Source organism: Planococcus chinensis, assembly GCF_042681545.1.
GTDB lineage: Bacteria > Bacillota > Bacilli > Bacillales_A > Planococcaceae > Planococcus > Planococcus chinensis.
On sequence record NZ_JBHUFW010000004.1, the window covers coordinates 164,050 to 178,521 of the forward strand.

Annotated in this window: 6 protein-coding genes and 3 pseudogenes; 8 read left to right on the top strand and 1 reads right to left on the bottom strand. The window is 49.2% G+C overall.

Annotation, left to right across the window (positions count from 1 at the left end; translation table 11 throughout):
• Positions 1-151: 151 nt before the first annotated feature.
• The 8 genes and pseudogenes from ACFSDB_RS03265 (at position 152) to ACFSDB_RS03295 (ending at position 12,997) form a co-directional block, all read left to right on the top strand.
• Positions 152-2,644 carry an S-layer homology domain-containing protein gene (locus tag ACFSDB_RS03265; protein ID WP_204891012.1) on the top strand — a complete coding sequence of 831 codons (2,493 nt, stop codon included), beginning with the start codon at positions 152-154 and terminating at the stop codon, positions 2,642-2,644.
• Between the two features lie 239 nt (positions 2,645-2,883).
• A pseudogene (locus ACFSDB_RS03270) lies at positions 2,884-4,100 on the top strand (serpin family protein).
• Positions 4,101-4,288: 188 nt separating this feature from the next.
• A complete protein-coding gene (locus ACFSDB_RS03275; protein ID WP_204891009.1) occupies positions 4,289-4,564 on the top strand; it encodes an excalibur calcium-binding domain-containing protein in 276 nt (91 codons plus the stop codon).
• Between the two features lie 299 nt (positions 4,565-4,863).
• A pseudogene (locus tag ACFSDB_RS18490) lies at positions 4,864-5,280 on the top strand (lamin tail domain-containing protein); the annotation flags it as partial.
• Between the two features lie 441 nt (positions 5,281-5,721).
• A pseudogene (locus ACFSDB_RS18495) lies at positions 5,722-6,405 on the top strand (endonuclease I family protein); the annotation flags it as partial.
• A gap of 204 nt (positions 6,406-6,609) precedes the next feature.
• Positions 6,610-10,101: a DUF6359 domain-containing protein gene (locus tag ACFSDB_RS03285; RefSeq protein ID WP_204891008.1), complete on the top strand. Its 3,492-nt coding sequence runs from the start codon at positions 6,610-6,612 to the stop codon at positions 10,099-10,101.
• 292 nt (positions 10,102-10,393) lie between these two features.
• Positions 10,394-11,332: a nuclease-related domain-containing protein gene (locus tag ACFSDB_RS03290; protein ID WP_204891007.1), complete on the top strand. Its 939-nt coding sequence runs from the start codon at positions 10,394-10,396 to the stop codon at positions 11,330-11,332.
• 342 nt (positions 11,333-11,674) lie between these two features.
• Positions 11,675-12,997, top strand: coding sequence for a S1C family serine protease (locus tag ACFSDB_RS03295; protein ID WP_204891006.1), 1,323 nt, complete (start codon positions 11,675-11,677; stop codon positions 12,995-12,997).
• Between the two features lie 526 nt (positions 12,998-13,523).
• Here the strand turns inward: ACFSDB_RS03295 and ACFSDB_RS03300 are convergent.
• The gene (locus ACFSDB_RS03300) at positions 13,524-14,282 is read right to left on the bottom strand and encodes a C40 family peptidase (RefSeq protein ID WP_204891005.1); all 759 of its coding nucleotides are present in this window, start codon (positions 14,280-14,282) and stop codon (positions 13,524-13,526) included.
• Positions 14,283-14,472 lie beyond the last annotated feature (190 nt).

Here is a 14,472-nt window from a genome sequence, read left to right on the forward strand (position 1 = left end):
TATGATTTAGCGGCTCTCGGACCTGCAACTTTAAGCTTATGAAAAGTATTATATTGTAAATATTCAGAATATATTGTATACTTCGCGTATAAAACTGAATGGAAAGGGGGAGGGATAGATGCGAATAAAGAGCAGGAAGAGAAGTGCTTTTTTGATTTTGATTACGTTGGTTTGCTCGGTCCTGCTAATGGGGTTGGTGTGGAGCAGTTTGCCAGGGAAGGCCTCTCTTGCAGATGCAGCTAAAAAAATAATCTATGTGGATAACACTGCCGCTGGGAAGCACGACGGAACAAGTTGGAAGGACGCGTTCCCAAATTTGCAGCGCGCATTGGACAAAGCCAAAGAAGGCGATGAAATCCGGGTGGCAGAAGGAATTTATTATCCGACAAAAGACATCAAAGGAGATTCGACGCCGAAAAACTCTCGGACCAAAAGTTTTCAACTGAAAAACGGAGTGGCGATTTTAGGGGGATTTTCCGCAACTGATGCAGTCAATCGAGATGCAAAACGATACAAAACCATCCTCAGCGGCGATTTGAATCGCAATGGTAAAGTGGATGGCTTTGATGCACTCCATGTGTTCTATCATCCGCAAGGCACTTTTTTGGATCCGGCCGCTGTATTGGACGGAGTAACCATTTCGGGAGGGAATGCGAATGACGGCACAATTGCCGATGGCAGCAGCGGCGGCGGAATTTACAACCACGGCAGCCACCCGACACTGATTGGTGTAACTATTGAACACAACAAGGCGCTCGCTGTCGGAGGCGGCATTTTCAATCAGAAAAGCCATGCCATCATCGAAGGCGGATCGATTCGAAACAACAGCGCCGGAGCGGGAGCCGGAATGTACAATCAGGAAGGCAGCCCTCAGCTTTCGGACCTGATCATCGAAAAAAACAAAGCTTCGGAGAATGGCGGCGGCCTTGCAAGCCATGCCGGCGAACCCGCATTGGAAAATGTTGTTATCCGGGAAAACGAAGCCCATTCCATGGGCGGCGGGATATTTTCACAGGACAATGGGATGTCTTTGAAAGGCGTTCACGTAACGGGCAACAAAGCGGGTTCGGGGGCCGGCATTGCGGTGCAAGGTTCTAATTTCAATGCGAGCGGCGGAAAAATCACGTTGAATACGGCCGCAAGCGGGAAGGGTGGCGGGGTATATTCGGCCATTGGCCATGCGGCGTTTGATGGCATTGAAATCTCCGGTAATACGGCGGCTTCCGGTGGGGGGATCTATATTGAACGCGGATCGCCAATGTATACCAATTTGAAAATCCATCAGAATACCGCTAAATTCGGAGGGGGCGTTTCAGTTGGCGGCGGGCATCCGGAATTTATCGGCGGATCCATCGATCAGAACTCAGCAAGCGAAAATGGCGGCGGGCTTTTTGCAGGGGCAAGTGGAACGAGGCTGGTAAGTGTAAGTTTCGAAGGGAATGAGGCGAAAAATGGCGGTGGATTGTATAGCACGGAAAGCCAAATAGCAATGCTGAATGGGAAGCTCTCCGGCAACCAGGCAGCTGCAAGGGGCGGCGGGATCTACAACTACAATAGTGAGATGCGGTTGGGTAATAGTTTGATCAGCGGAAATGAGGCGGCTTCAGGCGGGGGCTTGTACAGCAATTATGTAACGGACTGGGAAATGACCAATGTTACGATTGCTGGGAACAAAGCGGCTGCCGGAGGCGCCCTCTATAGCAGCGGCAGTGCGCCAGTCGTGCAAAACAGCATCATTTGGGGCAATTCCACATCGGTTTATAATAGCAATTCGGTACCCGATTTTGATTATAGCTTGATCCAAGGGTCCGGAGGCAGTGAGTCCTGGGAGGAGGCATTCGGAGAAGATTCGGGCAACAACCTGGATGAGGATCCCGGCTTTCTAACACCGATTGCTCCCGATAAAGCACCGGCTACCGAAGGGGACTACAGACTCGGTGATGATTCCATAGCGATTGATGGAGGGAATAGCAAATGGGCGTCCGATGGTGTACCTGCGGGTTCAGAGGGCGGATCCCGGATAGTGGGCGCAGCAGTTGACCTGGGGGCATATGAGAGTGCCGTGGCAGATGCTCGTTCTCCTTTGCGGACAGCTGCATTGTCTGTGGATTGGGTGGATCTTGAAGGGCATTGGGCGGAAGAATATATAATAGAAGGAATGAAGCAAGAAATCGTTAGCGGTTACGCGGATCAAACTTTCAAGCCAGACAGCCAGATCAACCGTGCGGAATTTACAATTCTCCTTGCCAACGCGTTAGGACTACAGGGTAATGGAGGAGAGTTGAAGTTCATTGACAACAAACGCATTGGTGAATCTGCGCGGCCGGCTATACAGGAGGCAGTGGGAGCGGGAGTGATCCAAGGCTTCAATGACAGCAGTTTCCGTCCGAACCGAAAAATAACGCGGATGGAGATGGCAGCGATGATTGCCCGTGCGATGGAGCTTGAAGGGGATGCAGCAGCGCCGACCGGCTTTGCGGACGACTCCAGCATCCCGGATTGGGCAAGAGGGCCGATTGGGGCGATGCAAGGGGCTGGCATCATTTCCGGCCGCGGCAACAACCTGTTTGAGCCGACCGGAAATGCAACGAGAGCGGAGACGGTTGTGATGCTGTTAAGGATGGTTGAGTATATAGAGTTATAAGTTTAATGATTGAAAAAAGAATATTAAAGATAGAAAAGCTGGAAGAGAGATTTCTCTTCCAGCTTTTTCAGTTGTAGGTGTGTGTAAACATCACCTGCATCTCATACTTTTTTCGAAAGAGATCAACTCCAAAAATTCAGTATGAGCCTATATAAGTTATACTTGTAACTTTTCCAGTTCTACCCAGTCTAATGAAGAAAGAGGTGAGAGCTTTGCGGAAACTATCGATGGTCTTGTTAATGTGCTTACTAGCCGGATGCGGAACGACGGTACAGGAAGGCAGTTCCGGCTCGTTGAAAGTTTCGGACGATGTGGAATATGGAAAAACGGATTACCAAAAAATCGTCGCTCCTAGCAATGAGCTGGGCTGGAAGCTGCTGCCGCTTGCAGAGCCGAACGACCAGGGGAACCGCTTCATTTCCTCGGCGAGTTTATTCATGGCAGTGTCGATGGTATATAACGGCGCGGAAGGCGTGACAAAAGAAGAGATCGCGGAAACGCTCGGGGTGCCGGGGGTGGAAGCGGAGGAGTTGAACCGTGCAAATGCCTCGCTGATGAACATGCTCTACAGCGATACGGAAGAAATCCAACTGAACATCGCGAATTCGATTTGGCTGAACGAGCAATATCAGTTCCAGGAGGAGTTTGCGAAGAACAACCGGGATTATTTCAATGCAGAAATCGAAGAGATCGACATTGCGGATAGCGGTTCGGCGAAACGAAAAACGATTGGGTGAGCGAATCGACGAACGGAAAGATTGAAGAAATTACAGAAGACCCGCTCGATCCGAACTTGGTGACTATGCTTCTGAACGCGGTTTACTTCAAGGGAGACTGGCAGTACCCGTTTGAAGAAGACGATACGCAGGACGGCGATTTCCATCTGGCGGCCGGAGCGGTGAAAACAATGCCGCTTATGGAGCTCAATGAAACACTCCCGTATTTGGAGACAGGCCATTTCCAAGCGGTATCGCTGCCATACGGAGAAGGGGAAATGCACATGAAAGTGTTTTTGCCGAAGGAAGGCTCAACGCTGGCGGAGTTTGAGGAAAGCCTGGCGGGCGGGAAGTGGGATGAATGGAACGCAGCATTTGGAGAACGTCGTGGTAAGCTCCACCTTCCGAAGTTCGGGCTTGAGTATGAAGTTACTTTGACGGAGCCGCTAAAGACATTGGGAATGACATCAGCTTTTGAAGGGGAGGCGGAATTCACCAAGATGGTGGAAGGCGGCGGCAACCTGTTCATCAGTTCGGTCAAACAGAAAACCTTCCTCAATGTCGATGAAGAAGGTTCGGAGGCTGCGGCGGTGACTGGCATTAATGTTGCGACATCAGGATCTCCTGAAGAACCGTTTGACATGCGAGTCGACCGGCCGTTTTTCCTGGCAATCGAAGATACGGAAACTGGATTGGTCTTGTTTACTGGATTGATAGCAGAACCGATGAGCGGTAAATGAATCGAAGAAACTGCTGAATTTAGCGCAAGTCCGGAATGTGAAAATTCTCTTCGAGAGACTATAGTCTTGGATATAAATACCTGTTATACTATGGTTGCTAACAATATCTGGATGGCGATTCTTTGTTCACATAAAAGAGCGTCTGCGAGGGATATTGGAAAACAGATAGATAACAGGGGGATCGATTTATGAAGAAACTTAGTTTTGTACTCATGTCTCTAATGCTTGCGCTTAGCTTTACTGTAAGTGCCACATCGGTAACGGCGGATGCTGCAGGAACAAAAGTGAAGACCTTTGCCAATTGCACAGAAATGCACAAAGTGTATAAAGGCGGAGTTGCCCGTTCTTCGAAAGTGAAGAACAAAGGCGGAACAACAAAGTACAAACCGTATGTTTCCCAAGCTTTGTACGATGCAAACAAGAAAAGCGATCGCGATAAAGATTTGATTGCTTGTGAACGTTAATCTGTAATAGTGTAAGCCTTTCGACCATTCTTTGGTTGAAAGGCTTTTTAAATTCGCTCTTATCTTTGCCTGCTGAAAGACGTTTATATAGAAGAAAGCAATTAAGTTTTTATTAAGCCTGTGTAATTGTTTTCAAGAAACGTTGACGAGAAAGAAACGGTTAGGTAAAGTTAAAATAGTTAAAATTGTAAATTAATATAATTAAATGTTATTAATTTACAAATATAATATATAACAAGAAAAGCCTTACCGCAATCCAAGCACATTCATTTTCCAGGAAAGAGGAGGAACACAAAAAGATGGCCACAAGCAAATGGAGCAAGGGAATAAAAGCGGTACTCGTAGCGGGATTGGCTGCAAGCCTATGGCTTCCGGGTTCGCCGGCGCCGGTGCAAGCAGCAACGACGGCAAGTGATCTGTTGATTTCGGAATACATCGAAGGTAGCAGCTTGAACAAAGCGGTGGAACTCTACAACGGCACAGGAGCTTCGGTCAACCTGAGCTCGTATTCGCTGTCGCTTTATTCGAACGGCAGCACGTATCCGCAAAGTGAAGTGAATTTGTCCGGTACGCTCGCGAACGGGGAGACGTTTGTCGTCTACCATGGCAGTGCCGCAACCGCGATCCGATCACAGGGCGACTTGCGGAGCGACAGTGTCATGAACTTTAATGGGGATGATGCGCTGGTGCTGGAGAAATCGGGGGCCGCAATCGATTCGGTCGGCCGGACCGGTGCGCGCGTCAATAATATCGCCGACGTCACGTTGGTGCGGAATGCGGACGTAACTGCTGGCGACCGAGTTGTGGGAGATTCATTTACCCCTTCGGCGCAGTGGACGGCTTATCCAACCGACACCTTCAGCAAGCTCGGCGCGCATACGATGAACGGCTCGAGCACGGCGCCGAACGCTGCTCCGACATCAACAAAGACATTTGCGAACGAACAAGTGCAGGCAGGTGCGACGCTGCAATATGATTTGCGGGATTATTTCGCAGACCCTGAAGGGCAGACTCTTTCATTCTCAGCGACCAAAGGGACGGTATCCGGTTCGACGCTGACGCTCAGCTTGCCGGAAGGCTCGCATATCGTCGGTGTGACAGCGAGCGACGGTTTCCAAAGCATCACCCAGTCATTCTCGGTGACGGTGAGCGCAGCTGCACAGGTCGACGGTTATTACGCGACGGCGGCCGGATTGCAGGGGTCGGCATTGAAAGCGGAACTGCATGAAATCATCGACGACCACCAGCAGCTCAGCTATTCAGCGGTGTGGGACGCGCTGAAAGTGACGGATGAAGATCCGAACAATCCGAACAACGTCATTTTGCTGTATACGGGCGAGTCGCGTTCGAAGCTGTTGAACGGTGGAGACATTGGCGACTGGAATCGTGAACACACATGGGCAAAGTCGCACGGCGATTTCGGAACGACGATGGGAGCGGGAACCGACATCCATCACCTGCGCCCGACCGATGTGCAAATCAATGGGCTGCGCGGCAATCTTGACTTTGATTACGGCGGAAGCGCCGTGAGCGGATGCGACGGCTGCTTGCGCACATCCACTTCATGGGAGCCGCCGAACGAAGTGAAAGGCGACGTGGCTCGCATGCTGTTTTACATGGCGGTCCGCTACGAGCCCGGCGACCCAGTCGACCTTGAGCTGAACAATATGTTGAACAACGGCACTGCGCCGTATCATGGGAAACTGTCGGTGCTGCTCGAATGGCATGCGCAAGATCCGGTCAGCGCATGGGAGCGTCAGCGAAATGAAAAGATTGAAGACTTCCAGGGCAACCGCAATCCATTCATCGACCATCCGGAATGGGCCGAGTCAATCTGGTAAGAGAAGAGAGCGATGCATGTGCATCGCTCTTTTTTGTTTGTGGTGTAAAAACTAAATACATTTTCGTTTGATTTTCAATATTTTTACACTTAAATAGTCTATATGGGCAATGAGTTTGAATTATTACAAAAACTTAATGAAGCGCTTACAAACGAAATGTATAATTAATCCTGTACCTCAAAAAAATCCAAGGAGTGGAGCAATTTGACCAAAAGTTCGTTCAGTAAGATTTTTCTAAGTCTTTTACTGGCCTTATCCGCTGTCCTGCCTTTCATGGCAACAGCCGATGCCGCAGAACCGATTACGGTAGCGGAAGCGATAGCAAATAATACAGGAACAGCGACAGTGAAAGGGTATATCGTAGGGACGGCCAATAGTGGCACGAGCTACGACCAGGAAGCTCCTTTTACAGCAGCTACTAACGTAGGGCTTGCGGATTCTCCGGATGAAACAGATCCTGCAAAAATCTTGCCGGTTCAATTGCCATCGGGCTCTGTCCGTGCTGGCGTGAACCTTGTCGACAATCCAACGAACTTTAAAGCTCAAGTAACAATCACAGGTACACTCGGCGCCTACTTTACAGTTCCGGGCCTCCGCAGTGCATCTGCTTACACAATCCTTTCAGGAGGCGAAGCGCCGCCTGAACCGACTGCAGTCGATACACTTGCCCAAGCGCGCACAATGCCTGGCGAATTGATTTCAGTCGAAGCTACGGTTACGACCGGAACTGGTTTCTGGGGCGGCAACGCGTTCTACGTCCAGGATGAAACTGCCGGCATTTACGTTTACACATCAAGTGCCAAAGTGGCGCCTGGCGACAAAGTCCGCTTAGTCGGGTCCGTATCCGAGTATTCAGGCGAGCTTCAATTCCAGCCGAATACAATCGAAGTCCTTTCTTCAAACAACGAATTGCCGGCAGTTCAAACCATCACTCCAGCCGGCGTCAATGAAGACACGCAAGGCGAACGGATCGAACTCCAAAACGTCACGATCACGGGCCTTAATGCCGTAAACTCATACGGTACGTTCGAATTCACGGCCACTGCTGAAAACGGCGAAACGGTCGTCATCCGCAACGATAACCGCAACGGATTGACGTACGAGCGCTTCATGCAGGAATACAAAGAAGGCGATTTGGTCCATGTAACAGGAATCGCTTCGAAATACAACGACACGTACCAAGTGAAAACGCTTGGCATCGAAAGCTTTGATTTGGTCAACAAACCGGCCGTCTATGCAAATGTCTTCCCTGGTGTTGTTTCCCAAGGAACGGAAATCACTTTGCAATCAGGCTGGGAAAACGCAACGATCTATTACACGCTTGACGGCTCGACACCAACTGCCCAAAGCACACAGTACGCAGGACCAATCACGCTGACAGAAGATGTAGCTATCAAAGCTATCGCAGTCGGCACTGAAACATCGGACGTCTTCACGTTCGAATATACCGTCCTGAAAACAGCGGACTTGAAAATCCGTGACATCCAGGGCAAAAAGCATTTCACGAACTACGAAAACGTAACGGTGAATGAAATCACAGGCGTCATCACGCACTTCTATAACGGTGCGAACTTTGTCATCCAAGATACGGAAGGCGACGGCGACTGGAAAACTTCTGAAGCCATCATCGTCAACCGTTCAAGCGCAAGCAGTTCATTCAGTGTCGGCGACGTGGTAACGGTTGCCGGGACTGTGGAAGAATGGTTCTATAAAGGCTATTCGGACATGAGAGAAAACGACCTTCCGCTTACACGCATCCGCTCGACGGAAGTGGTGAAGGACGGAACGGCTCCACTTCCTGAACCAATCGTTATCGGCGAAGATGTCTTCCCGCCAACTAAGAACATCGACAACGATGGATTGACCCAATTCAACCCGGAAGAAGACGGCATTGATTTCTGGGAATCCCTAGAACTTATGCGTGTTGGGGTAACTGACGCACAAATCGTCGGGCCGCAGGATTACGGCGAAGTGTTCGTCGTATCGAAAAACGCAACAAACAACGAATTCCACAAACAGGGCGGCATCCTTCTTTCAGAAGATGACTACAACCCTGAACGCATCACTGTCACAACTGGCGATAACGTCATTGCCAAAGCGGGCGATTCATTCGCAAGCATGCCGGTCGGCGTCCTAGGCTACGGCTTCGGCAACTACCAGATCTGGACAAATGAAAACGAACTTCCAGCAATCGTTGACGGTGGAACGCAGCCGGAACAGACATGGATCGAAAACGCAGAAGACAAATTGACGGTTGCAGCTTATAACGTCGAGAACTTCTCGGCAGATCCGAACCACACAAGCGACGAAAAAGCGGCGCGCATCGGCGAATCGTTCGTCAAGGACTTGAACTCACCGGACATCATCACGATGGTCGAAGTACAGGACAGCGACGGCCCGATTGCATCCGGTAATTCTGATGCAACGGCAAGCTATGAGCGTTTAATTGCCGCAATCGAAGCGGCTGGCGGACCAACATACGCATGGACCGACATCGCTCCGGAATACAATAAAGACGGCGGGCAGCCAGGCGGGAACATCCGCGTCGGCTACTTGTACAACCCTGAGCGCGTAACACTTTCTGAAGGCACGAAAGGCACAGCGACACAGGATACGGAATGGGTCGGCGGCGAACTGTCACTCAATCCGGGACGCATCTTGCCGTTCGATATGCCGAACACACGCAAGCCGGTAGCAGCGCAATTTGAATTCCAAGGCGAGCAAGTGGTTGTCATCGGCGCCCACTTGAATTCAAAAGGCGGGGACCAGGGCTTGTTCGGCCAGAACCAGCCGCCATTCCTTGGATCGGTTGAAGAGCGCATCGAACTTGCAACAGCGATCAACGAATTTATTCAAGAAGGACTTGCACAAGACCCGAACTTGAATGTCATCGTCGCTGGCGACATGAACGATTTCGAATTCACACCGGCTCTTGAAGCCCTAAAAGGCGACATCCTGACGAATAAAGTCGAAGATGTGCCGCTAGAAGACCGTTTCTCTTATTACTACCAAGGCAACTCGCAAGTTCTTGACCACCTGCTTGTAACGAACAATTTGGCAGGCAAGACGGAACTGGATATGGTCCACATCAATGCATTGTTCATGGAAGAACATGGCCGTGCAAGTGACCACGACCCGCTCCTTGCACAAATCACATTCGCGGATCCGGTCGTTCCTGGCGAACAGGAAGCCGATCCGGACATGACAGGCGAAACAGCGGTCATCACAGCTGGCGAATTTGATGAAGACGGTACACTTGATATCGCATTCTCAGAAGGCACAGTGGATGAATTGATCGCGAGCGGCAAAGATCTTCTGATCGACTTGCCGACAGCCGATTTGACACTTTCAACGGAGAACCTGCAGCAGCTAGCTGACGCAGCCGGCGAAGGCTTCACATTGGCACTCGCAGTGGACGACGCGGCAGCAGTAGACAGCCGTCCGGCCCTGACAAACCAGATCGACATCGCCATCACAGACGCTGAAGGCAATGAAATTCCAGTGAAGTTCACATCAAGCGTGGAATTGACATTTGACACAACCGACGTCAAAATCCAGTTCGGCGCACGCGAAGACGCGAACGGCAAATGGAAAATCATCCAAGGCGAACTGAACGGCTCTACGTTTACACTCAGCATCAACGAGTTCGGCAACTACACAGTGGTGACGAACAAAGGGCAAGCGAAAAAGAAATAAATGATTGAGGAGAAGCACCCGCTGCGGCGGGTGCTTTTTTATTTAGTGAAATTTTTGGGAGTCCTTATAGGCGCGAACGCTCATAATTGAGGATTGAACGCTCATAATTGGGCCACGAACGCTCATCCGGCATGTGCGAACGCTCATAACTAGACGTCGAACGCTCATAAACGAACATTGAACGCTCATCAGATAGGTGCGAACAACAAATTCAAAGATAACCACCATAAATTGATATCGAAAATTTTTTATTTGAATGATATAATTATTTTAATCTGGAAAGGGGGCACATATGACATTATCTAGAGTTGAAGCGCTGCGGTCGGCAATACGCAGGTTGCAAACAGGTTCACCAGAACGGGACTATCTGGTGAAAGAGCTCTATAACGCCGAAGCTGGCATCCGGGGCGAGCATCGATTAAAGAAGAAATTTATCGAGTTTTATTTTCCTGAAGGCTTTGAAATGATATGGAACAATTGCCTCGCGCTTGGGGATTGGCCTGTGCAAATCGATGGTTTTCTGCTGACGAAAAGTGTAGCGGTTATTATCGAATCGAAGAATATTAGTGGTGAACTCCATTTTGACAACGATACTGGTGAATTTTACCGGATTGATAAAGATGGCGTCAAAAAGGTAATGGACAATCCGGCAATTCAAGTAGAAAAGCATATCCGCTTCATGAAATCATGGTTTAAATTGCATCACATCAACTTAGCAGTAGACGGATTGCTCGTATTTACGGCGAAAGAATGCGAACTCAAAACCCTCCCCCAAACAATACGTACCTGCAAACTTCATCAAATGATGGAGCAGATCTTCCTTCTATTAAAAGAATATAATTCCCCCATGTACTCACAATCATCTTTGGTAAACATTAAAAACCTGATCTTGGCTTCCCAAACACCTTATGTGGAAAAACCAATCACGCTGCAATATTCAATAAAACCGGAGCATCTGGCTAAAGGCATTTATTGTACGCAATGTGAAAAATTTGCCGTGAAGCGCCATTTCCGAACATGGGGATGTAATCTTTGCGGTGCAATGGACAATGAAGCGGCATACAAAGCCGTGCTGGAGTATTTCGCTTTTTTCAGCAGGCATGCATCCAATCGGCAAGTCCGGGATTTCACGGGCATTGATGACCGGCATACAATGAAACGGCTGCTGACACAAGCGCATATTGAGGCAAGTGGCCGTAAATGGCATAGTAAAGACCACTTAAAGCAATAAATGCCGAAGCTTCGGTAGATAAGACAGTGAACGCTCATCGGAGGCCGTCGAACGCTCATCACGGGACCTCCGACGCTCATCTGCTCTCAAACTGAAGCAGTTTCTTCTATATAAAGAGAAACGAAACCCAAACCCATCGATATGAAAAGCCCTCTGCCATCGCAGAGGGCTCCTTTAAACCCAAAAGCGCATTTCGCCCGGGCGAAATGCCACCATCTGTTCTTGGTTCAAGGGGTCACCCCATATTAAAAGACGTTTTCGCTCCTTGCTGATATAATAAGAAGAAATCTTAGAAGCTAAACCACCGTCTAATGGATACTCTGACAGAAACGGGATGAATCTATGAACAATCGACTGGCCAATAGAAAACAGGAAACTGCGAAAAAGCGGTTGCTGATTGCGGTTCTGACGCTCGCGGTATTGATGCTTGCGGGCATCGGGAGCTACTTCCTGCTGCAGCCGGAAACGGAATCAGCGATCTCTGCTGAGGTGAAGAAGGATTCATTTGCTGGCAAGACATATGCCGGATTCAAGGTAGCAGAGAAGGAATTGCCGGTGGAGGAAACGCCGAAACCCGAAGAGGGCAAGGTGGAGGACGTGAGGGTAGAGGCGCCTCCTGAACCGGAGCCTGCACCGGAAGTTATCGTTGAAAGCTCCAGCACACCGGTCGAGGCCCCTGAAAAAGACTTGTCGACGATGATCGCCAATGCGAAGACCCAGGTCTACACGATCTACACGGACCTCGAGCAGGGATCGGGCTTTTTGTACAATGAACTCGGCGATGTGGTGACAAATGCACACGTCGTCAAGGATGCATCGTATATCACGCTGAAAAACAGCGATGGCCAGGAATTCAACGGCCAGGTGATCGGCATTTCGGATACGGAAGACTTGGCGCTTGTGCGCGTTGCCGAACTGGCGGGCAAGAAGCCGATGGCGATGGAGACAGAAGCATTGGAAGCCGGACGCAAAGTAGTGGCGATCGGCAGTCCGCTAGACCAGAGCAACACCGCGACAGAAGGGGAAGTCACCGCTGTCGATAAAAGCTTCTCGGCGGATTATGAATACACCGGTCTATACGAAATGACCGCGGCCATCCAGAAAGGATCAAGCGGCGGCCCGCTGATCGATGCCGAAACCGAGCGCATCATCGGTATCAACTCGATCATTTTGGAAGACAAGCCGGGCATCGGCTATGCGATCCCGATCCATAGCGTGACCGAGCAGCTCAATGCCTGGGCGGCAGATCCGATTGTCTATGAAGAGGAAGAAATCGTGCTGCAGGACGTCAAAGATGCCTTTTTTGATGAACAATTGCTGACAAGCTTCATTGAGTCCTATTACGAATTGATTCCATACGCCTTGAACGAACCGGCGGAGAACTACTACCAGCAATACCTCCTGCCAGGCAGCAAAGCCGAGGCGGCAGGGAAGGCGATGGTGGAGTCATATCGCACAGAGGAGCGTACCTTTAACGCATTGAAGCCGGTCATCGACGCAGTCGAAATCGGTGACAAGGAAGCGAAAGTGACCACTACCGCTGAACTCGTCTACAAAGACAAAGCGAGCGGCAAGACGCTATCTGAAATGAACACCACCGAATACACCATCGTCATTGATGAATATGGCGATTACCAAGTCAAAGCCATTAAAGAGAGCGAATAATAAAAGGGCCGATCCAGTAACTGCTGGATTGGCCCTTTTTCGATTGGAGCGGAAGTGCTTGTGAATAGTTTGGGTACTAGGCGACGAACCGTTTTCGCACGACCATATAGGTGCTTTTTTCTTGGATGTGAATTCCCACTTGGAGGGGGTGAATTGCCATTTAGAGCAGGTGAGTTTCCACTAAACTTGCTTGAATTCCCACTAAACCTCATCGAGTTCCCACTTGGCCAAAAAAGGTTTTAGCAATCGCCTCAGGCGATTGCTTCCGCCCTTTCGCATTTCGCCCACGGGCGAAATGCTAGCCATTTGGTTCTTTCTTTTGCCCTTGAGTGAGTTTCCACTTGGCGGGGCTGAGTTTCCACTTAGAGCAGGTGAGTTACCACTAAACTCACTTGAATTACCACTAAACCAACTTGAGTTCCCACTTGGCCAAAAAATCACATCAATCGCCGGCGGAAGCAACACTAGCCAAACAAAAAAGCCTAACCGGCGTCGCCGGCTAGGCCTTTACAATGTTTTATTGAGATTAGCGTCTGTAGCTGTGGATTTTATCTCCCCAGTATGGAGCGTTAACGCTTAGGACTTCAGCTTTCTTGCCGCCAGAGTGAACCCATTGGCCGTTGCCGATGTAGATCCCGACGTGCGAGATGCCAGCGCGGTATGTGTTAGCGAAGAAGATCAAGTCTCCTGGTTGTGGTGAAGAAACAGCTGTTGTTTCAGCGAATTGTGAAAGTGTTGTACGTGAAAGGCTTTTGCCTGCTTTTTTGAACACATATTGTGTGAAACCGCTGCAGTCGAAACCGCTAGTTGTTGTTCCACCGAATTTGTAAGGGATGCCTTTCAGCGATAATGCAGTTGAAACGATCGCTGATGATGAAGTAGAGCTTGAAGCTTTGACAACTTTAGCGCCTGAAGAAGCAGATGTTACGAGTGTGCTTAGAACCCAACCAGCTTTGCCGTTGACTTTCACTTTGAACCAAGTTTGGCTTCCGACTTTTTTCTGGTGAGTGGCAACAGCTTTAGCGCCTTTTTTAGCAACTGTTACGACTTTGTATTTTGTGCCAGCGTCCAAGCGGACGTTTGTGTTGTATTTCATTTTGAATGTTCCGGATTTCGCAGTAGCTTTGCTTGACGCAACTTCTACGACCTCTACGGAAGTTTCTGTAGCTGAAGTTTCATAAGATGTTGTATTTGAAGTGGATGCAAATGCTGTTTCTGCATCAGTAGCCGAGTTAGTAAATACCAATGTACTAGCTGCAAGAAGTGTGAAGACTAATTTTTTCATTGTTTTCTCCTATCGGTTCGGTTTAGTTTTTTATGCTATATGTTATCCAGAAATAAGAATCAATTTGTTTTTCAATCTGTTACCTACTATAGAGTCTTAAACATTGAAAAACAACGTCAATACCATTGCAGTTATATTACAATTATATAACAATATATTTCTTTGGAATAAACCCAGTAATAGCAAGGGT

Bases quoted from the DNA above. Each gene is read 5' to 3' on its own strand.
- ACFSDB_RS03275 (WP_204891009.1), top strand. From the start codon at position 4,289: ATGAAGAAACTTAGTTTTGTACTCATGTCTCTAATGCTTGCGCTTAGC.
- ACFSDB_RS03290 (WP_204891007.1), top strand. From the start codon at position 10,394: ATGACATTATCTAGAGTTGAAGCGCTGCGGTCGGCAATACGCAGGTTG.
- ACFSDB_RS03295 (WP_204891006.1), top strand. From the start codon at position 11,675: ATGAACAATCGACTGGCCAATAGAAAACAGGAAACTGCGAAAAAGCGG.
- ACFSDB_RS03300 (WP_204891005.1), bottom strand. From the start codon at position 14,282: ATGAAAAAATTAGTCTTCACACTTCTTGCAGCTAGTACATTGGTATTT.